General features: G+C 68.7%; 16 protein-coding genes. 7 read left to right on the plus strand and 9 right to left on the minus strand.

Annotated features, from left to right (window positions below; genetic code table 11):
- The first annotated feature begins 86 nt into the window (after positions 1-86).
- Complete coding sequence (locus JWS14_RS13915; RefSeq protein WP_206013528.1) at positions 87-3377, plus strand: protein kinase domain-containing protein; 3291 nt, start codon at positions 87-89, stop codon at positions 3375-3377.
- Here the strand turns inward: JWS14_RS13915 and JWS14_RS13920 are convergent.
- A complete protein-coding gene (locus JWS14_RS13920; protein WP_206013529.1) occupies positions 3348-4220 on the minus strand; it encodes an oxygenase MpaB family protein in 873 nt (290 codons plus the stop codon). The genes JWS14_RS13915 and JWS14_RS13920 overlap by 30 nt on opposite strands.
- Positions 4221-4348: 128 nt before the next feature.
- Between JWS14_RS13920 and JWS14_RS13925 the strand changes: the two genes are divergently transcribed.
- Complete coding sequence (locus tag JWS14_RS13925) at positions 4349-4999, plus strand: TetR/AcrR family transcriptional regulator (protein ID WP_206013530.1); 651 nt, start codon at positions 4349-4351, stop codon at positions 4997-4999.
- Here the strand turns inward: JWS14_RS13925 and JWS14_RS13930 are convergent.
- Positions 4996-5460, minus strand: a complete 465-nt coding sequence (locus tag JWS14_RS13930; protein ID WP_095862217.1) for a DUF6069 family protein — start codon at positions 5458-5460, stop codon at positions 4996-4998. The genes JWS14_RS13925 and JWS14_RS13930 overlap by 4 nt on opposite strands.
- 181 nt (positions 5461-5641) lie before the next feature.
- On the opposite strand from JWS14_RS13930, the gene JWS14_RS13935 reads away from it, so the two are divergent.
- The gene (locus tag JWS14_RS13935; RefSeq protein WP_373560143.1) at positions 5642-6181 is read left to right on the plus strand and encodes a nitroreductase family deazaflavin-dependent oxidoreductase; all 540 of its coding nucleotides are present in this window, start codon (positions 5642-5644) and stop codon (positions 6179-6181) included.
- Here JWS14_RS13935 and JWS14_RS13940 read toward each other — a convergent pair.
- Positions 6159-6725, minus strand: coding sequence for a TetR/AcrR family transcriptional regulator (locus tag JWS14_RS13940; RefSeq protein ID WP_095862215.1), 567 nt, complete (start codon positions 6723-6725; stop codon positions 6159-6161). The two genes, JWS14_RS13935 and JWS14_RS13940, sit on opposite strands and share 23 nt — an antisense overlap.
- Before the next feature lie 247 nt (positions 6726-6972).
- On the opposite strand from JWS14_RS13940, the gene JWS14_RS13945 reads away from it, so the two are divergent.
- Genes JWS14_RS13945 through JWS14_RS13960 form a run of 4 tightly spaced genes read left to right on the plus strand, consistent with a single transcriptional unit; the run spans position 6973 to position 13825 of the window.
- Positions 6973-8211 (plus strand): cytochrome P450, encoded by a 1239-nt coding sequence (locus tag JWS14_RS13945; RefSeq protein WP_206013531.1) that lies wholly within the window; start codon positions 6973-6975, stop codon positions 8209-8211.
- Positions 8212-8237: 26 nt separating this feature from the next.
- On the plus strand, positions 8238-8864 hold the full coding sequence (locus tag JWS14_RS13950) for a TetR/AcrR family transcriptional regulator (RefSeq protein WP_095862213.1): 627 nt from the start codon (positions 8238-8240) through the stop codon (positions 8862-8864).
- A 33-nt stretch (positions 8865-8897) separates the two neighbouring features.
- A complete protein-coding gene (locus JWS14_RS13955; protein WP_206013532.1) occupies positions 8898-10607 on the plus strand; it encodes an AMP-binding protein in 1710 nt (569 codons plus the stop codon).
- Positions 10604-13825 (plus strand): acetyl-CoA carboxylase family protein, encoded by a 3222-nt coding sequence (locus JWS14_RS13960; RefSeq protein ID WP_206013533.1) that lies wholly within the window; start codon positions 10604-10606, stop codon positions 13823-13825. Before JWS14_RS13955 ends, JWS14_RS13960 begins: the two co-directional genes overlap by 4 nt.
- Before the next feature lie 32 nt (positions 13826-13857).
- Here JWS14_RS13960 and JWS14_RS13965 read toward each other — a convergent pair whose 3' ends face one another.
- The 6 genes from JWS14_RS13965 to JWS14_RS13990 all read right to left on the minus strand — a co-directional run bounded on the left by JWS14_RS13965 (position 13858) and on the right by JWS14_RS13990 (position 20547).
- Positions 13858-14841: an MDR family oxidoreductase gene (locus JWS14_RS13965; protein ID WP_072937278.1), complete on the minus strand. Its 984-nt coding sequence runs from the start codon at positions 14839-14841 to the stop codon at positions 13858-13860.
- A gap of 88 nt (positions 14842-14929) precedes the next feature.
- Positions 14930-16000, minus strand: a complete 1071-nt coding sequence (locus JWS14_RS13970) for an L-idonate 5-dehydrogenase (RefSeq protein WP_206013534.1) — start codon at positions 15998-16000, stop codon at positions 14930-14932.
- Positions 16001-16035: 35 nt separating this feature from the next.
- Entirely contained in the window at positions 16036-16974 is a 939-nt protein-coding gene (locus JWS14_RS13975; protein ID WP_206013535.1) for a sugar kinase, read from the minus strand.
- On the minus strand, positions 16974-17588 hold the full coding sequence (locus JWS14_RS13980; RefSeq protein WP_095862209.1) for a bifunctional 4-hydroxy-2-oxoglutarate aldolase/2-dehydro-3-deoxy-phosphogluconate aldolase: 615 nt from the start codon (positions 17586-17588) through the stop codon (positions 16974-16976). The genes JWS14_RS13975 and JWS14_RS13980 overlap by 1 nt, the downstream gene beginning before the upstream one ends.
- Positions 17585-18964: an MFS transporter gene (locus JWS14_RS13985; protein ID WP_072937195.1), complete on the minus strand. Its 1380-nt coding sequence runs from the start codon at positions 18962-18964 to the stop codon at positions 17585-17587. Before JWS14_RS13985 ends, JWS14_RS13980 begins: the two co-directional genes overlap by 4 nt.
- Positions 18965-19014: 50 nt before the next feature.
- Complete coding sequence (locus tag JWS14_RS13990) at positions 19015-20547, minus strand: mannitol dehydrogenase family protein (RefSeq protein ID WP_206013536.1); 1533 nt, start codon at positions 20545-20547, stop codon at positions 19015-19017.

The following is a 20547-nucleotide window of genomic DNA, read 5'->3' on the forward strand; positions in this document are numbered from 1 at the left end:
GGCGGCGGCGATAGTCTGGGAAGGGTCGTCGAGAGGTAGGCGGATGACACCACGGTTCCCGGGGCGGCACAGGGGCGGATAGCGCGTTGGCAACCGACGGCGATCCGCTCCGCACACAGCGCGATACCGACACCGCGACGGATGAACTGCGCGCGGCCGGGTTCGACGATGCCCGGGAGATCGGGCGTGGGGGCTTCGGCGTGGTCTACCGCTGCACTCAGTCCGCTCTGGAGCGCGCCGTGGCCGTGAAGGTTCTCAGCGGCGACCTCGACGACGAGAGCCGGGCCAGGTTCCTCCGTGAGCAGCGGGCGATGGGCAGGCTGACCGGGCACCCGAACGTCGTGAGTGTGCTCGAGGTCGGCGTCACGCCGAGCGGGCGTCCGTTCCTGGTGATGCCCTACCATCCGCAGGACTCCCTCGACGCGCGGATTCGCAGGCACGGCCCGCTCACCGTCACCGAGGCGTTGCGGTTGGGAGTGAAGATCGCCGGCGCACTCGAGACCGCGCACCGGTTCGGCATCGTGCACCGCGACGTCAAACCCAGCAACATCCTGCTCACCGACTACGACGAACCGGCGCTGACGGACTTCGGCATCGCGCACATCACCGGCGGTTTCCAGACCGCAACCGGAACTATCACCGGATCACCCGCGTTCACCGCCCCGGAGGTCCTCGAGGGCGACACCCCGAGTCCGTCCTCGGACGTGTACGGCCTCGGGGCGACACTGTTCGCCGCGCTGACCGGACACGCGGCATTCGAGCGCCGGAGCGGTGAACAGGTGGTGGCGCAGTTCCTGCGGATCACCACGCAACCGGCGCCGGACCTCCGCGAGTCCGGTTTCGAAGCCGACGTGGCCGCCATGCTGGAACAGGCCATGTCGCGAGACTCGCGCGAGCGCCCGTCCGCGGCGATGCTGGGTGAAACGCTGCAGGACATTCAATTTCGCCGCGGTGTCCCCGTCGACGCGATGGCGCTGGGCCCGGATCCCGACGCGGACCGAGCGCCGGAGCGCTCCGCACGACCGCCGACAGGACGATCATCCACCGGTTCCTCGGGATCGCCGACCGACGGGAGCCTTCCGCTGGACTTGACGAGCTTCGTCGGCCGGCGAAAAGAGCTCGCCGAGGCCAAGAAACTGCTCTCGGCGTCACGGCTGGTCACGTTGACCGGAATCGGCGGTGTCGGCAAGACCCGACTGGCACTGCGCGTCGCGACCAACATCCGGCGGGCATTCGACGACGGGGTCCGGATGGTCGAATTGGGCGAATTGCGCGACGGATCGTTGCTGGGAGAAGTCGTGGCGGCCGGGCTGGGATTGCGGCAGCGGTCGCCGAGACCGCTGCAGACCCTCATGGAGTTCCTGGAGCCGCGCGACATGCTGCTGGTCCTCGACAACTGCGAGCAGGTGGTGGATGCGGCGGCAGACCTGACGGAGACCGTGCTGCGTACCTGCCCCGGCCTGCGGATTCTCGCGACCAGTCGCGAAACCCTGGACGTCGCGGGGGAAGCCGCCCTGCGCGTTCGTCCACTGACGCTTCCGGATTCGGACAAGGAGCCGTCGCTGAAGAGTCTGCCCGGGTACGACGCAGTGACGCTGTTCGCCGAACGGGCCGCCACGGCGGTACCCGGCTTCGAGGTCACCGAAGACAATGCCGCCACCGTCGCCCGGATCTGCATCCGGCTGGACGGCCTGCCCCTGGCCATCGAATTGGCGGCGGCGAGGCTGCGCTCGATGTCGCCGGAACAGATCCTGCAGCGGTTGACCAACCGGTACGAGTTGCTGACCCGCGGAAGCCGGAGTGCACCGACCAGGCAGCAGACGCTGCGGTGGAGCATCGACTGGAGCTACGACCTGTGTCTCCCCGCCGAGCAGCAGCTGTGGTCGCGGCTGTCGGTCTTCGCCGGCAGCTTCGAACTGGACGCCGCCGAGGAGGTGACCATGTACGACGCCGAACCGGCCGGTCTCATCGATCTCGTCGCGTCGCTCGTGGACAAGTCGATCCTCATCCGCGAGGGATCGGGGGCGGTGGTGCGATTCCGGATGCTCGAAACGCTGCGCGAGTACGGCCGGGAGAAGCTCGAACAGGACGGCACCCTCCCGGACCTCCGGCGGCGGCATCACAGCTGGTACCGGCAATTCGCCCTCCAGGCCGAATCCGAATGGATCGGCCCCCGGCAGGTCGCCTGGCTCGCCCGGCTCGCCCGTGAACAACCCAACCTGCGCGAAGCGATGGAGTACGGCCTGTCCACGGCTGCCGACTCGGCCGAGGCGGGGCTGGAGATCGCGACCGCTCTGTATCCGTTCTGGGTTTCGCGTGGGCTGCTCCGCGAGGGACGCCGCTGGCTCGACCGCGCACTGGCGCAGGAGGGAGGACACGACACCGCACTCCGGGTCAAGGCGTTGCATTCGGCCAGCGTCCTCGCCAGCCGGCACGAAGACCTGGAGCGGGCAGCCGAACTGATCGACGAGGGGCGTGTGCTTGCCGAGACCCGGGGCAGTGCACTCGATCGCGCCCTCATGCTTCAAGCCGACGGAGCGCACGCACTGCACGGCGGCAACCCGGAGCACGCCGTGAGCTCGTTCACCGGGGCTCTCGAGGTGTTACGCGGCGAGCGCAACCTCCTTGCACACGTCACGGCCCTGCATGCGCTCGGATTGGCTCACGAGATACTCGGGCACGCCGAGGCCGCCACCGGCTGTCTCGACGAGGCGATCCGGATTACCGAATCACACGGTGAATCGGTGTACCTGGGCCGCTCGTCCCTGACCCTCGGGCTGGTGATGTGGCGGGAGGGCGACCGTGATCGCGCGGTGCTGCTGCTCCGAAAGGGACTCGAGCTGGCCCGCGCGGTCGACGATCCGTTCGGAGCCACCTGGTGCCTCGAAATTCTCGCCTGGATCTCGTCCCGCGAGAACGATTTCCACCGCGCCGCCGTCCTGCTGGCAGCGGCCGAGATGCTTCGACGGAGGGTGGGGACCTCCATCGTTCAGATCCCCGACTTGACCGAATCTCACAAGGAATGCGAGCTCGTCACGCGGCGCTCGCTCGGTGCCCGCGCGTTCGAGACCGCGTCCCGCGAGGGCGAGGCGCTGGGCTTCACCGCCGCCGCCTCGTATGCCCTGGGCGAAACTCTCCCCGCAGCGCCGCGGCGCGGCGATCCGGCGGCGGCACTGACCAAGCGCGAACGCCAGGTCGCCGACCTGGTCGCGCAGGGTCTGACCAACAAGGCGATCGCCGCCCGCCTCGTGATCTCTCAACGCACCGCGCAGGGTCACGTCGAGCACGTCCTCTCGAAACTCGGATTCTCATCCCGGGCTCAGATCGCGGCCTGGGTCACGGAACTGTCAGCCGACCCGGGCGGCCCGAAACCCTGATGCCGTTCCGTCGCACGCTCTTCGGGCGATGGGAGTCAGCCGCCACCGCTCGGGCAGGATCCGGAAACCGAACCGCACGACGCCTCCGAATCGGCGGAGCCTGCGCTCGTCGGCGGCGGACCACTCCCAGCCGAGCTTGTCGCGCGCGACGGGAGGCAGCGTTCCCCGGGCGATCCAGACGAGCAGCCGTCCGAGCGCGGGACCGACGAGACGCCACACCACCTCGGGGATGCGATCGTCGGGGCGTGGCATCGACAGTCCACTCAGAAGCCGCGACCTGCGCACCGTCTCGGTCTTCTCCAGGACGGTGCCGACCATCTCGTTCCAGTAGTCCACGAAATCGGCGTACGTCTCGGGCAAGTGGGTGGCCGACACCCCGTACAGCGCGTACCACTGCTTCGACTCCTGATACAACTGTTCCTTCTCGCCGGCGGTGAGCGGTTCACCGAAGTATTCGGCGACCACGTACTGGGTGCCGAGGAACGTGGCGTGTGCCCAGAAGTACGGACCCGGGTTCAGTGCGTGGTACCGCCGGCCGTCGTCCGTGGTGCCCTTGATGTCCTTGTGCATGTCGCGGATCATCTGGGCCTCCGCGCCCGTCGGATCGTAGAGCGCCCGGATGATCGGCCCCGCGGAACGGGCGAGCCGGGCGAGTTCGTTGTCGAAGACGGTCGAGTGCTGCACGAGGGCGGTGTCGATGACGGGATGCATCACCTGCAGCGTGCCCGACCACGAGATGAGCAGCGCGGTTCGCCAGTCGCCGAACCGGTGCCACGTCAGCGAATCGGGTCCGAGCGCAGGCGCAGTCGAACGACGGTGGGGCGGAAGCTCTGTGGTGGTCATGGCGATCTCCTGATGCCGCTGGATGTAGAACGTGGTGCATTCAGGATGATTGTTGACATCACCTGATGTCAACAGTCGGTGCGCGAGGGCACCCCGATCGACACCGGGATCGGTGAGACGATGACGGAATGAGCGACAGCGAGAACCCTCGTGGAGCGCCGCGCAGATGGCGCGGCCAGGAGCCGGACGACCGCCGCGCGGCGAGGCGCGCGGCGCTGATCGAGGCCGGCCTCCAGATCATGGGAACCGAGGGCACAGCGGCCACGACGATGCGCGCGACCTGCCGTCGGGCGAGCCTCACCGAGCGCTACTTCTACGAGAGTTTCGACAATCGGGAGGCGCTACTCGTCGCCCTCCTCGACCACGTCGTCCTGGGCGCGAGGGACACCCTGCTCGGGGCACTCGAGACGGCCCCGGAAGATCCGGGCCGACTCGTCCGCCACGTCGTGAAGGCGTTCACCGGCTACATCGCCGAGGACCGGCGGCGGGGACGCATCATGTTCGTCGAGTCGCAGTCCGTGCCGGAACTGGCGCAGCGCGGCGAACAACTCGTTGCCGAGTTCACCACCCCCATGGCCGCGGCACTGAAAATGCTGGGTGCCGACGGCGCACCCCGCGACGCCGTCAACACCCAGCTGAACGCGATTGCCTTGTTCGGGGCGATCGCCTTCCTGTATCAGCGCTGGCTCACCGGCAGCCCGAAGATCTCACAGAAGCGGATCGTCGAGCACATCGCACTCACCATCGAGGCGCACGTGCCGGTGAACAGCACCCCCTAGACCTGCGCGCGGACCAGCGGACGCCGCATCGCTTCGAGGCCGACGACGATCACCACGGCGATCACCACGTGCATGGCGGCCAGTGCGATGGTGCTGGCCGTGTCGAAGTCCGCTTGAACTGTGAGCGCGATCGTCGCCAGCGGCAGCAGCGCGCCGATCACTTCCGCAGGCCGGATGACGGCCACCCATTTGAGTGAGATGAGCGCGGCCAGCGTCATCCCGATCAACGTCGGAACCACCGTCAGGATGACGACGCCTCCGGGAGCGACACTGCTGGTCGTGCCCGCATCGGTCATCTCGAACGACCCGCCGGCGGCGAGGCCGAGCAGCCAGATGACCAGGTTCGGGACGAGCGCTCCGATGACGGTCGCGGCGACCGCCCAGGCCCGGCTCAGTTCGAGCGTCGCCGGGTTGATCCGTGAGGTTGTGGTTGCAGAAATCGTGGCTCCGGTGTCGGACATGATCTGTACTCCCCTGTCGAGTGGCTCGAATTGCTACTGACCGATCCTGCAACCTCAACCGTTGTTCGGGTCAAGGCGTGAAATCGAGGTCTTTTCGGTGGGACCTGACCATTAGACCCGCGGGATGCGCAAAACTCATCGCGATCGGCCCGAACCGCCCACCTGAGGGAAGATGGCCACCATGAACGCCGCCCCCATACCCCCTGACCGATCGCGCGCGCCCCGCAACCCGCTCCGCATCCTTGCGCGGTGGCTGGGCACCCGGGAATGGGTGATGCGGATGGCGCCGGTGATCATCTGGCTGGAGTCACACCTGCGCGCGTGGACCGGGAACCGCGTGAGCCTCATCGGCATCGCCGGCCTGCAGTCCGTGCAGGTGACGGTCCCGGGACGCAAGAGCGGCACCCCGCGGACGACGGCGCTGCTGTGCATTCCGTACGGCGACGGATACGTCGTCACCGGTTCCAACTGGGGTCGCCCCGAGCACCCGGCATGGTCGGCGAATCTGCGCGCCGCCGACGAGGCGCTCGTCAAGGCCGGGGCACGGGAGTCCCGGATGCGCGTCCAGATGGTCACGGGCGACGAACGCGAGAACCTGTGGAAATTCGTCGTCGACTACTGGCCCGGCTACCGCATGGAGCACCGGCGGTCCGGGGGACGCGAGTTCCGGCTCTTCGTGCTCGAGCCCACCCGATCGGCTACGACGCCGCGCGAATCCTGAAGATCGGCTCCACGAAGCGTTCGACGGTCCGCCGCTCGGCGGCCGCGTCGGGCAGCGGCCACGTCAACAGCGCCAGGACGACGCGCACGATCCATCCCGCAGCCTCCTCGTCGGGCGCGATGCGGGTGAGCGAGATCGCCACCCGGCCGAGTTCGGGTGCGCGGGCCAGGTACTCGTCCGTACTCCTCGGATGCGCCCCGGTGAACCACTGCACCAGGGTCGGCTCCCCGCGGATCGCCACCAGCGAGGCGAGGATCGCCTCCACGATCCGCTCCGAGTCCTCGAACGGTTCCAGCGCCTGCTCGACGTGGTCGGCCACGAAGTCGGCAGCGCGGGACATCACGGCCTCGACGAGCGTGCGCTTGCCGCCGGCGTACCGGTAGAGCGTGGCGCGTGAACACCCGGCACGGGCGGCGACCTCGTCGACACTCACCCCGTCGATGCCCTGTTCGCGAACGAGGTCGGCAGCGGCGGCGAGAATCCTCTCGACCGCGAGCACCCGCCTGCTGCCTCCGGTCAACCAGTCTGCCTGCTCCGTGCCCACGGCACCTCCAGAAACGTCCTTGCCATTTTGTCTCACGATGAGACGGATACGTGCCAATTCTATAACGTGTTCCTCTCCGATAGGGCCGTGATCAGGATCGACGAAGCCGGATCATCGAGCACTGAGACACCGGCAGAACGGCGTGCTGATCAGCAGAATCCCACCTTGCTCGCAGTCCTTGACAGCACCCGGCTCCGACGCGAACTGTGGTGATGTGCAACAAGTTCTCGATGACAAGGAGTCTTCGATGGCCCACTCGCCGACCCACGGAATCGACATCTTCGATCCCACCCACCTCGACGACCCGAACGAGCTGTATCGGATTCTCCGTGAGCACTCCCCCGTCCATCGCGTCGAAGGCACCGACTTCTTCCTCGTGTCCACGTGGGACCTCGTGACAGAGGCGGCGAACCGCACCGACGACTTCTCCTCGCACCTCACCGGCGTGCTGGTGCAGCAACCGTCGGGGCCGCCCACGACGTTCGACATGGACGGCGGCGGTCAGGCGATTCACGTGCTCGCCACCGCCGACGACCCGACGCACCTGCACCACCGCAAGCTGGTGCTGCCCACGCTCGGCCGCCGCATCCGCGCGCTGACGCCCACCGTGCAGTCGCTCGTCGACACCCTGTGGGACGAGGGGCTGCGGGACGGGCGGATCGACTGGGCGGCCGAGATGGCCGACCGCCTGCCGCTGACGATGGTGGCGCATCTCATCGGGCTGCCGGAGCCGGACGTTCCCCGACTGCTCGCCTGGGCGTACGACAGCACGGAGATGCTGGGCGGGATCGTCGACGCGGGTCGCCTCGGCCGGCTGGTCGCCTCCGTGGCCGAACTGGCCGCGTACTTGCGGGCCGAACTCGTGCGGGCGAGGTCGCATCCGTCGGAGGATCTACTGGGCGTCCTCGCACACGCCTGCAATGACGGAGACCTGTCCGAGGACGTCGCGACGCTCGTCCTGCTCCAGCTCGTCGGCGCCGGCGGCGAATCGACCGCGGGCCTGATCGCGAACGCCGCCCGCCTCCTGGCCACCCACCCCGGAGTGCAGACCCGGCTCCGGCACGAACCCGCGCTCGTCGACGCGTTCCTCGACGAGGCACTGCGCCTCGAATCCCCGTTCCGCGGACATCACCGGCACGTGGTCGCCGACACGACCCTCGGCGGCGTCGACCTGCCCGCGGGTAGCCACCTGCTCCTGCTGTGGGGCGCGGCCAACCGGGATCCGGCCGCGTTCGAAAGGCCGGACGAGATCGTGCTCGACCGGCCGCACATCCGCTCCCATCTCGCGTTCGGCAAGGGCGTCCACTTCTGCGTCGGATCGGCGCTCGCCCGCATGGAGGCACTCGCCGCCACCACCACGCTGCTCGCGCGCACCGACCAGTTCTCCCTCGCCGACGACGCCGAGACACGTTGGCTCCCCAGCGTCCTCGTGCGCCGCCACAGCGCACTCCCGCTGCGGATCAGGTCGTCGTCGAGCCTCGATTGACATTGACGTCAATATCAACCCATACTGTGACTGTGACCACAAGCGAGGCTCAGGAGCGGGCACGGTCGGCGCGTAAGGACAACGACGGTCCCCGCCGCCGCGAACTCCTCCGCGCCGCGAGCGCCTGCTTCGCCGAACTCGGGTACGACCGGACGACCGTCGAGGTGATCACCACCCGGGCGGAAGTGTCACGGGCGACGTTCTACGCGTACTTCTCCTCGAAGGACGAGGTGTTCCACGCCGTCGCCGCCGACGTCTGCGAGGAGTTCCTCGAGTCGCAGCACGTCGAAGGACCGGCGAGCGAGGACCTGCGAGAGGTGCTGCGCACCACCACGAAAGCGTTCGTGGAGGCCGTGTATGCCAACGGACGCGTCCTCGAACTGATCAGGCACCGCGCGCGGCTCGACCCCGAGGTCGGCCGAAGCTGGTCCACCGTGCAGACCCGGCTCATCCGCCGCTACACCCGGTTCATCGAACGCATCAACGCCACCTGCGACGTCACGCCGTGCGCGCCGCCCGCCCGCATCGCGCAGACCCTCGCCGACGCCCAACTCGCGGGCGCCGCCCGGCTGGTGGACGCGACGGCCCGCGAACAACGCCGGTACACCGCCGACCTGACCGCGATCTCCGAAAGACTCATCGGCTTCGCCTAGCAACGACCATCCGCACAGAATCGGGAGTTCGGTATGCCCACTTCGCCTTCGAGTGACCCCGCGACCCTGGAATCGGCCCTCGCCGAGATACGAGAACTCCAGGACGCCGCGTGGCCACCGCAGGTACCGCGGACAGTCGAGTACCCGATCGAGGGCCGCACCGTGATCGACTATCTCCGGCACTGGGCGACGGCACGACCGCAGACGGTCGCGATCGACTTCTACGGTCGCGCCATCACCTACGCGGAACTCGACGACCTGTCCGACCGCTTCGCCGGCTGGCTGCTGCAGCGGGGCGTGGCCGCCGGCGACCGCGTCGGCGTCCATCTCACCAACTGTCCGCAGTTCCACATCGCGATGCTGGGGATCCTGAAGATCGGTGCGGTCCACGTCCCGATCAACCCGCTGTTCCGCGAACACGAACTCGCGTACGAACTCGGTGACGCCGGCGTGGAGATTCTGCTGACCCAGGATTCCCTCGCGGACATGGTCGAATCCGTGCGTGGCGAGTCGGCTCTGCGGCACGTCGCGGTCACCGCCCTGTCGGACCTGCTGCCCGCCGAACCCAGCGTCGCACCGCCGTTCCCCACCGCGTCCGGAGCCACCGACTGGGCGGGGATCATGGAATCCCCTCGCGCCGATCCGATCCCGATGGATCCCGACGCGCTCGCGACACTGAACTACACCGGCGGCACCACCGGGATGCCGAAGGGCTGCAAACACACTCAGGCGCACATGGTGTACACCGCCGCCACCGCGACACTGGCCGGGGGCAGGCAGGTGGGCGAGGCTCCCCCGGTGGTCCTCGGGTTCCTGCCCATCTTCTGGATCGCCGGCGAGGACTTCGGCATCCTGTACCCCCTGATCAACGGCGGCACCGTCGTGCTGCTCACCCGATGGGACCCGGAAGCCGCGGCGACCCTCGTCGAACGGCGTGGTGTGACGTCGATGGTCGGCACCGTCGACAACTACGTGGAACTGATGGATCTGCCCGGCTTCGCCGAGCGGGACTTCTCCACCCTCGGCAACGCGATGGCCGTGTCGTTCGTGCTCAAACTCGACCCCGAGATCCGCGGCCGATGGCGCGACGCGACCGGACACGTGCTCCGGGAGGCCAGTTACGGCATGACGGAGACGCACACCGCCGACACCATCACGCTCGGTTTCCAGACCGACGACGAGGATCTGCTCAGCGAACCCGTGTTCTGCGGGCTGCCGGTTCCGGGGACCGATGTGCTGGTCGTCGACGACGCCGGGGTTCCGGTGCCGGTGGGGCAACCCGGGCAGATCATCGTCCGCAGTCCGTCGCTGCTCACCGGCTACTACGGCAAACCGGACGCCACCGCCGACGCACTCCGCGGCGGATGGCTCCAGACCGGTGACATCGGAAAGCTGAACGGCAAAGGCGCACTGCACTATCTGGCCCGCAATAAGGAGATGATCAAGACCAACGGGATGAGCGTGTTCCCCTCGGAGGTGGAGGCACTGCTCATGCTGCATCCGGCGATTCAGTCGGCCGCGGTGGTCCCGAAGCCCGATCCGGGCAAGGGGCAGGTGCCGTTCGCGTTCGTCCAGCTCCTGCCCGACCGTCAGGTGTCGGGTGAGGAACTGCGGGAGTGGGCCGCCCGGAACATGGCCACCTACAAGGTGCCCACCGTCGAGGTGCTCGACGCACTACCCATGACGGCGACGGGGAAGGTCCGCAAGGCCGACCTGTTCGCCCTGGCCGAGGAGTACAAGTGACCCTGCTGGTCGCCAATCGCGGCGAGATCGCGCTGCGCATCATCCGCTCGGCGGAGGAGATGTCGGTCGACACCGTCGCCGTGTATGCGGAGGACGACGCCGACAGCCCCCACGTGCGCGCGGCGACCGAGGCGGTCGCGCTGCGCGGCTCGGGACCGTCCGCGTACCTGGACGCTCGCGCCCTCCTCGACGCGGCCGCCGAGTTCGGCGCGACGGCGGTGCATCCCGGTTACGGGTTCCTCAGCGAGAACGCCGATTTCGCCCGCGCCTGCGGCGAGGCCGGGCTGGCCTTCGTGGGTCCGAGCCCCGAAGTGCTCGACATCTTCGGCGACAAGTCGTCGGCACGCGAGGCCGCCGTGGCCGCGAAGGTGCCGGTGCTCGCCGCGACCCACGGTCCCACCGACCTCGACGGCGTCCGCGCGCTCTTCGCGGAACATTCGGGCGGCATCATGATCAAGGCACTCGCGGGCGGCGGCGGCCGCGGCATCCGCGCCGTCCGCAGCGCGGACCGGATCGACGAGGCCTACCGGGCGTGCGCGTCGGAGGCGGAACTCGGGTTCGGCAATCCCGCACTGTTCGCCGAGGCGCTGCTCGAGGGCGCCCGGCACATCGAGGTGCAGGTGGTCGCGGCACCGCAGGCGGGCGTGACGCGGGCACTCGCCGTCGGCGACCGCGACTGCAGCGTGCAGCGCCGCCACCAGAAACTCGTCGAGATCGCACCCGCGCAGGGGCTCGACCCCGGACTGCGCAGCGAACTGCACGAGGCCGCGGCGCGGCTGTGCGCCAGTGTCGGCTACCGGGGACTCGCCACCGTCGAATTCCTGGTGTCCCCGGACGGATTCGTGTTCCTGGAGGTCAATCCGCGGATTCAGGTGGAACACACGGTCACCGAGGAGGTGACGGGGATCGACCTCGTCGCCGTGCAGATCGACATCGCGCGGGGAGCGGACTTCGCGGAACTGGCGCTGCCGGACGGGGTCGGCGCCGTCGGGCTCGACACGTCGGGCACACCCGCTGTCGCGCGCGGAATCGCCGTCCAGTCCCGGGTGAACATGGAGACGATGCGCCCCGACGGTCAGGCCGTTCCCGCCGCGGGCACGCTGTCCGTGTTCTCCCCGCCGACGGGACCGGGGGTGCGCGTCGACACCTACGGGCGGCCGGGACTGTCGCCGAGCCCGCGGTACGACTCGCTCCTCGCGAAGGTGATCGTGCATTCCCGCGGGCAGTCGTTCGCGGCCGCCGCACGCAAGGCGGACGCGGCGCTCGCCGAATTCGTCGTCGACGGCGTCCCCACCAACATCGGCTTTCTCCGGGCGATTCTCACGGATCCCGGCTTCGCCGACGGCGTCGTGGGCACCGACCACCTCGCCGAGCGGATGGGTGCCCTCGTCGACGCCGCGCACGTGCATCATCCGGCGGAGGTCGCATCGGACACGCTCGAGTTGCGCGCCGGCGAGGACGTGCTGCGCGCGCACCTGGCCGGGACGGTCGTGGAGTCGGCCACCGAGGGGGCCGCCGTGACGCCGGGGGCGCACCTCGTGGTGCTCGAGGCCATGAAGATGCAGCACGTGATCGCCGCCCCCACCGGCGCGGTGGTCGAGCGGAATCTGGTGTCGCCCGGGCAGACCGTCAACGCCGGCGATCCACTGGTCGTGATCCGCCGAACCGGGTCGGAGGCCGGCGACGTGGCCGACAGCGCAACCGATCTCGATCGTAAGCGTGCCGATCTGGCGGAGATCCGGCAGCGGCACGACTACACCCTCGACGCCGCCAGGCCCGCCGCGATCGCGAAGCGGGCGAAGCTCGGGAGGCGGAGCGCGCGTACCAACATCGAGGACCTGGTCGACCCCGGCAGCTTCGTCGAGTACGGGCCCCTCGTTCTCGCCGCACAGCGCAGTCGCCGCTCCGAGCAGGACCTGATCGAGAACACCCCCGCCGACGGCCTGATCGCCGGCCTCGCCGCAATCAACGGGGACGTGTTCGGTCCGCAGAATTCCCAGGCGGTGGTGCTGTCGTACGACTACACGGTGCTCGCCGGAACCCAGGGCATGCGGAACCACGCCAAGACGGACCGGGTGATCGAACTCGCAGGCCGCAAACAGGTTCCGGTCGTCCTGTTCGCCGAGGGCGGCGGCGGACGCCCCGGCGACACCGACGCCGGCCCCGCAGCGGGCCTGGACCTGAACACCTTCCGGTCGCTGGCGGCGCTGAACGGGAAGGTGCCGCTGGTGTCGGTCGTGTCCGGCCGCTGCTTCGCGGGCAACGCCGCCCTGGCCGGGGTCTGCGACGTCCTGATCGCCACCCCCGACGCGAACATCGGCATGGGCGGTCCGGCGATGGTCGAGGGCGGCGGGCTGGGTGTGTACCGGCCGGAGGACATCGGGCCGGTCGACGTGCAGCGGCGCAACGGTGTGATCGATCTGCTCGCCCGCGACGAGGCGCACGCCGTCGAACTGGCGAAGACGTACCTGTCGTATTTCCAGGGGGTGCTCCCCGACTGGGAGGCCCCCGACGAGCGGCTGGCCCGTCACGTCGTCCCGGAGAACCGGTTGCGCGCCTACGACGTTCGCAGTGCGGTGGAGTCCATTGCCGACGTCGGCTCGGTCCTCGAGCTACGCCGCGACCACGGCGTCGGCATCGTCACCGCGCTGATCCGGGTCGAGGGGGCGCCGTACGGTCTCGTCGCGAACAGCAGCCACCACCTCGGCGGTGCGATCGACGCGGTCGCGGCCGACAAGATGGCCCACTTCCTGGAACTGTGCGAATCGTTCGGCCTGCCGGTGGTCTCGCTGTGTGACACACCGGGGTTCATGGTCGGCCCCGACTCGGAGAAGGAGGCCACGGTCCGCCGGTTCGGCAAGCTGTTCATCACCGGCGCGCAGATGACCGTGCCGTACGGAACGGTCATCCTGCGCAAGGGCTACGGTCTCGGCGCGATGGCCATGGCGGGCGGCTCCTTCCACGCGTCCGAGTTCACGGTCGCGTGGCCCACCGGCGAGATCGGCGCCATGGGGCTGGAAGGCGCGGTGCGCCTCGGGTTCCGGAAGGAACTCGAGGCGCTCGACGACCCCGCCGAGCGGGACGCGGCATTCACGCAACTCGTCGACGCCGCCTACCAGCACGGGAAGGCACTCAACGCGGCGACGATCTTCGAACTCGACGACGTGATCGACCCGGCGGATACCCGCGCCTGGATCGTGCGGCTCCGCCGCCCGTGAGTACTTGTTAACCGCCGGACGTTAATAAGTACTCACAGGCGCGTCAGCGCACGACCCGACCACGTACCCGCCCGCACCTGATCGATCACCGAGACGACGTCGGCAATCGGGACCTCGTGCGTGATCGACTCGAGGCGGCTGGGTGCGAGGTCGGAGGCGAGGCGGCCCCACAGTCGGCGCCGCTGGTCGATCGGGTACTGCACCGAGTCGATGCCGAGCAGGCTGACGCCGCGCAGGATGAACGGCAGGACCGTGGTCTCCAACTTCGGTCCGCCGGTCAGTCCACTGGCCGCCACGGCACCGCCGTATTCGATGGTGCTGAGCACGTGGGCGAGGGTGGCGCCGCCGACACAGTCGACCGCGGCAGCCCACTGAGCCTTGCCGAGGGGACGCGGTTTCGTGTCGGGTTCGGGGAGGCGTCCGATCACCTTGCTCGCGCCCAGCTGGGTGAGCAGTTCCGCCTTCTCCGGCTTTCCGCTCGACGCGACCACCTCGAAGCCGGCCGCCGACAGCAGGTCGACGGCGACGGTGCCGACGCCGCCGCTCGCACCGGTCACCAGGACCGGGCCGTGGCCCGGCTCGACGCCGCGGGACTGCAGTGCCTCCACGCTCATCGCAGCCGTGAAACCGGCGGTCCCGATCGCGGCGGCGGTGCGGGTGGACATGCCGTCGAGTTTCACCACCCAGTCGGCCGGGACGCGGGCGAACTGCGCGTACCCGCCGTGCCGGGCCGTTCCGATGTCGTAACCGTGAGCGACGACCTTGTCACCGACCGCGAACTCCGGCGACTGCGACTCGGCGACGATGCCTGCGACGTCGATGCCGGGGACGATGGGGTATTCGCGGACCACTCCGCCCTTCGGTGTCAGCGCCAGCGCATCCTTGAAGTTCACGCTGGAGTACTCGACCTGGATCGTGACCTCGCCCTGTGGCAGGAACGATTCGTCGACCGTCTCCTCGGAGAGGCCGATGGCGCCCTCGTTCTCGCGAGCGATCCAGGCGGTGAATTCCTTCATCAGCTTGCTCTCCTGACCTCGGGGGTGCGTCGAGACCATCATGCGACAACTGTGCCGCGTCGACGATGCCGGGGCGAGGATCCCGGGATCAGAACCTGAGGAGAACCTTGCTCGACGACGACGCGTCCTTGGCCGACGCGAACGCGGTGAGCGCATCGGCTACGTCGTACTCGGCGGTGATGATCGGATCGACCGCCAGCGAGCCGTCGGCGAGAGCGGCCACGACCTCGTCGATCTCGTCGTTGAACCGGAACGAACCGATCAGGTCCAGTTCCCGGGTGATCGCGATCGAGACGGGTACCGGCTGATCACCGGAGGGAAGCAGTCCGACCATCACGACCCGGCCGCCGCGCGCGGTCCCGTGGATCGCCGACGACAGACCGCGGTGGTTGCCGGAGCATTCGATGGTCACGTCTGCTCCGACCGCCGCGACCGCGCCGGCGTCGGTGGCCGTGAGGGTCACGTCCGCGCCCACGTCGCGCGCGATCTGCAGCGGGTACTCGTGCATGTCCACCGCCGTGATCTTCCCGGCGCCCGCTCGCTTCAGTACCGCCACCACGAGCGCCCCGATGGGTCCGGCGCCGATGACGAGGACCGACCGATCCTTCACCTCCCCTGCCCGCGCGACCGCGTGCCACGCCACGCTCGCCGGCTCGGCCAAGGAAGCGAGCCGAAGATCGAGACCCTCGGGAAGGACCCGGAGCATGCGGGTCGGCACGGCGACGTGGCTGACGAATAACCCGTCCGCGTGCGGGAAATGTGCCGCGCTGCCCAGGTACGTGCATCCGGGGGAAATGTTGGGGCGGTCGGCCGGATACGTCGCGCTGTCGCCGCCGGGCGTCGCGGGATGGATGGTGACGGGTGCGCCGGGACGGGGACCGCTGCCGTCCGCCGCGCCGATCAGCACCGTGCCCGACGCCTCGTGCCCGAGCCGCATCGGTGCGCGGAGGATCGACTCGCCTGCGGTGCCGTGCTGCCAGTAGTGGAGGTCGGATCCGCAGATTCCGCCGTAGGCGATGCGGATCACCGCCTCGTCCGGCTTCGGTGCGGCGATAGGCACGTCCTCGACGCGCAGGTCGTTCGCGCCGTGGGCGACGACCGCCTGCGCATGCGTCGGAATCTCGATCGTTTCTGTGCCGGTGGTCTCGGTGGTGTTCATCGGTGAAGTCCAGTTCTGTGGGAGATGGGAGCTTGTCATCTGGTGACGGGTTCCGCGGTGGCGAGGAGTCCGAGTTCGTCCCTGCGCGGCATGCCCTCCCAGTCGCCGGACACGGTGCACGCGAAGGCCCCCACGGTCACCGCGGTTCTCAGACGGTCGCCGGGTGACTCCCCCGCGAGGCGGTCCGCGATGTATCCGGCAACGAAACCGTCTCCGGCCCCGACGGAGTCGACGACGTTCACCGGCACCGCCGGGAGGGAGAACGTCTCGCCGTCGACCATCGCCAGGCACCCCTGGTCTCCCAGTTTCAGGATGCTTTCGCGGGGACCCAGGTCGCGGACACGCGCGACGAGTTCTGCGGGGTCGCCGTCACCCACCGCGATCGCGGCCTCGTCCTCACCGGCGAAGACGATGTCCGACAACGCGATCAGCTCGCGGAAGACGGGACCCGCTTCTTCCGGCGACCACAGCGCACGGCGGTAGTTGAGATCGAACGACACCGGAATGCCCAGTGCGCGTGCCCGTTCGACGCAGTACAAAGTGGCCTTCCTGGCGCTGTCGGACAGGGCCGGGGTGATGCCGGTGACATGCAGCAGCGACGCCGACTCGAGGCGGTCGTCCGCGATGTCCGACATCGTGAGCCGCGACCCTGCGCTGCCGGTCCGGTAGTACCAGACGCGGGTGGCGGTGGCGGTTCGCCGCTCCTTCACCATCAGCCCGGTCGGGGCGTCCGGATCGCGGATGACGTCGGCGGTGATTCCCTCGGCCCGGAGTTCACGCTCGACCAGGTCACCCAGGCTGTCCTGGCCGACGCGCCCGACCCAGGCGACGTCCACGCCGAGCCGTCGTAGCGCGATCGCGAAGTTCGTTTCGGCCCCGCCGATTCCCAGGTGCAGCGTCGAGGTGTGGGCGAGTGCACCGGTGTCCGCCGCTCGGGTGAGTGCCATCGTTTCGCCGAACGTCAGTACCGTCATCACGCGACCGCCGGTTCTGCGACGACGCCCGCGAGGCGCCGGCATCGTTCGGCCAGCTGACCGAGGTCCCCGCCGCGGAGTGCGTCCCCGATCAGGGGGCCGCCGAGGCTGACCGCCGCCGCACCGGCGGCGATCCACACGGGGACGTCCTCGATGCTCACCCCGCCCGAGGGGACGACCTGGATGTCGGGGAAGGGCCCGCGCAGATGCGCGATGTACTCCGGGCCGACCACCGATGCCGGGAACAACTTCACTGCGGTCGCACCCGCGTTCCATCCGTTCCACAGCTCGGTCGGGGTGAATCCGCCCGGGTAGATCCGGACACCCGCACGCACGGCCGTGGCGATGACGTCGAGGTTGGTGGTCGGTGTCACGAGGAAGTCGGCACCCACGTCGAGGGCGGCGCGCGCCTGGTCGACGGTGGTGACCGTGCCGACCCCGATCTCGGCGCCGTCCGGTGCGTCGCGCCGGATGCTGCGCAGAGACTCGAGGGTGCCCGGCGTGCTCATCGTCAGCTCGACGGCCCGCACCCCGTTCTCGGCGAGGACGGTCACGACGGGGGCGTACCGGTCGGCGTGCGCGGCGCGCAGCACTGCGATGACGGAGGAGGTCATGCCGCCGTCACCTCACGATCGGTGGCGTTGGCGGCCAGCGTGAGGTCGCGGTCGCGAGTTTCCGGTGCCATCGTCGAGGCGATCAGAACCGTCACGGCCATCACGATCATGTAGACCGCGACGGGGATCCAGGAGCCGGAGAAGGCCGTGACGAGGGCCGCGCAAATCAGTGGCGCGACACCGCCGCCGAAGATCGACGCGAATTCACGTCCGAGCGTGACGCCGGCGTAGCGGTAGCGGGAGCCGAAGATTTCCGGGAAGTAGCTCATCGTGACACCGACCGCGCCCTGGCAGGCCAGGATGAAGCCGACGATCATCGCCATCGTGATCAACAGGTGCGAGCCGGTGTTCAGAGCCAGGAAGGTCGGCACCGGCAGGATGATCAGAGCGATCACGATCGAGATGTACACCGGCTTGCGGCCCACCCGATCGGACAGCCGACCGAACCCATAGGCCGCGATGCCGCCGCAGATGGCCCCGACCAGCAGCACCTTGGGAATGAACGTGGGGTCGACGTGCACGTCGTTCTTGAGGTACGACGCCATGAATACCTGGTACGTGTACGACTGCGCGCTGATGCCGATCGTCATGAACATGACGATGAACAGCGGCTTCTTGCCGTTCGCGAAGATCTCCTTCACGGGTGTCTTCGGAACGTGGTGCTGCTCCTTGAGTTCCTGGAACACCGGGCTCTCGTTGAGCTTGCGACGGATGACGAACGCGGCGACAGTCACGAGCAGACTGCTGATGAAGACGAGCCGCCAGCCCCAGGACATGAGCTGCTCCTCCGGCAGGAGCTGCGCGGCGATCCACGCGACTGCGCCGAGCGCCGTGCCCAGCGCGGCCCCGGTCATCACCAGCGCGGCGAGCCGGCCTCTCCTGCCTATCTGCGCTGTCTCCGTCAGAAGGGTTGCACCACCGGACTGTTCGGCGCCCGCGCCGAATCCCTGGAAGAATCGGCACGCGACGAGGAGAGCGGGTGCGAGCAGCCCGACCTGACTGTAGGTGGGCAGCAGACCGATACCCAGTGTCGCGCCGCCCATCAGCATCAGGGTCGCGACGAGCACCCATTTGCGGCCGAGACGCTCACCGTAGCGTGAGAAGAACAGGCCGCCGAGCGGTCGGGCGAGGAACCCGACGGCGTAGGCGCTGAAGCTCGCGAGGATGCCCGCCGCGGGCGAGATGTTCGGAAAGAACAGTGTGTTGAAGATCAGCGCCGAGGCGGTGCCGTAGATGACGAAGTCGTACTGCTCGAGGGTGGTGCCGATGAGTCCCGCCCACGCCGCCCGGCGGACTGCGGCCGGGTCTGCCTGGGGTGTACCGCCTGCGCGGCCGGGTGTTTTCGGGTTCACCGTGGGGTCGAGTGTAGTGTCCATGGATTCCTCCATTGGTGGTTCCCGGAAAGTCCGGGCAGGGGGTGAGAGAGTCAGATGGTCGCCCTGGACTGCAGCGTGAGCGCGCCGGGGTCCGGGACCGGGGCGGATGCTTCACCGGCGGCGACAGCCGGCCCGTGGCGGACGATGATGTCGACGAAGTCGGCAATCCGCGAGACGAACTCGGTGTGCGCAGCGAGAACGCTGGGAAACAGGCCTCCGTCGACGAAGACGGAGCGAACGAATTCTGTAGTGGAAGCGGCGTTGTCGGCCATTCCTGCCAGGCGCGGTCGAGCGGGGTCGGTCATGGATCGTGCGTGTGGGCCGGGGTCGAATCCAGGCAGCGGGGCGATGCAGGCGAGATACGCCGCCACGGTCAGAGCAAGGAACTGCGGGACGTCACCGCGGCCGAGGTGTTCGAGCGCGGGGATCGGGATACGCTGCGCCAATTTGACCGATCCGTCGGAGCCGACCTGCGAGGTGCGGTGTCCCAGAGCGGTATTGGACCAGCGCGAAAAGAGTTGCCGGATGTAGTCGTCCGTGTCGACCGCTTCGGGAACAGTGACTGTCGGCAGGTATTCGTCGCACAGGATGCGGCGCGCCGCGTCCTCGACGAACGGTCGTGCCACGGACTCGGGGATGGTGGCACACCCGTCGAGTGCGCCGAGGTACGCGATGAGCGAATGCGTCCCGTTGAGCAGCCGGACCTTCATCAGCTCGTACGGCTCGACGTCGTCGGTGAACAGTGCGCCGCCGTGCTCCCAGGCGGGACGGCCGGCGGCGAACTTCTCCTCCATCACCCACATCGTGAACGGTTCGGCGGGGACGGCGATCGTGTCCCGCACGCCGAGGTGCGTCAGGGCCGTCTCGTTGTATCGGTCTGAACTGGACGGCACGATGCGGTCCACCATCGAATTGGGGAACGCCACGGACGCATCCATCCAGGTCAGTACCTCGTCACGGAGGGGTGCCCTGAAGGTGCCGACGAACTCGCGCACGAGCCGTTCGGTCTGCCGTCCGTTTGCCAGCAGGTTGTCGCAGCTGAGGATGGTGATCGGGGTGCCGTGTGTGCTCGCCCGCAGGGCCAGTGCGCGGGCGATCTGTCCGATCGTCGTGCGCGGCGTCGAGGCCTCGGCGAGATCACGCCGGACAGCGTCGGAGTCGAGGTCGAGGGATCCGGTCTCGGGAGACACGGTGTACCCGTGTTCGGTCACGGTGATCGTCACGATCTTCGTTGCCGGATCCGCGATCGCGTGAACGACGGACTCCGGATCGTGTTCGGCCACCAGGGTCCCGGTGTGGGAGCCGGGAACTCTGACACGCGATCCACCGGGCGAGATCTCGACGACGCTGTAGAGCAGATCCTGCGCCGTCATCGCATCGGCGACGGCGCTCGACCGGCTAGCCACACCGAGGATCCCCCACGGCCCGGGTTCGCGTTCCATTGCCAGCGCGGTGTAGACGGCCTGGTGGGCACGGTGGAAGTTGCCGAGCCCCAGGTGCACGATCCCGGTGCCTTCCGGCACCCGCCGGTGGATCAGTGCCGCGGCGGAAACGTTTCGGCGTGAGAGTGGGTGTTCGGTCAT

The organism is Rhodococcus koreensis, assembly GCF_017068375.1.
Classification (GTDB): domain Bacteria; phylum Actinomycetota; class Actinomycetes; order Mycobacteriales; family Mycobacteriaceae; genus Rhodococcus_F; species Rhodococcus_F koreensis.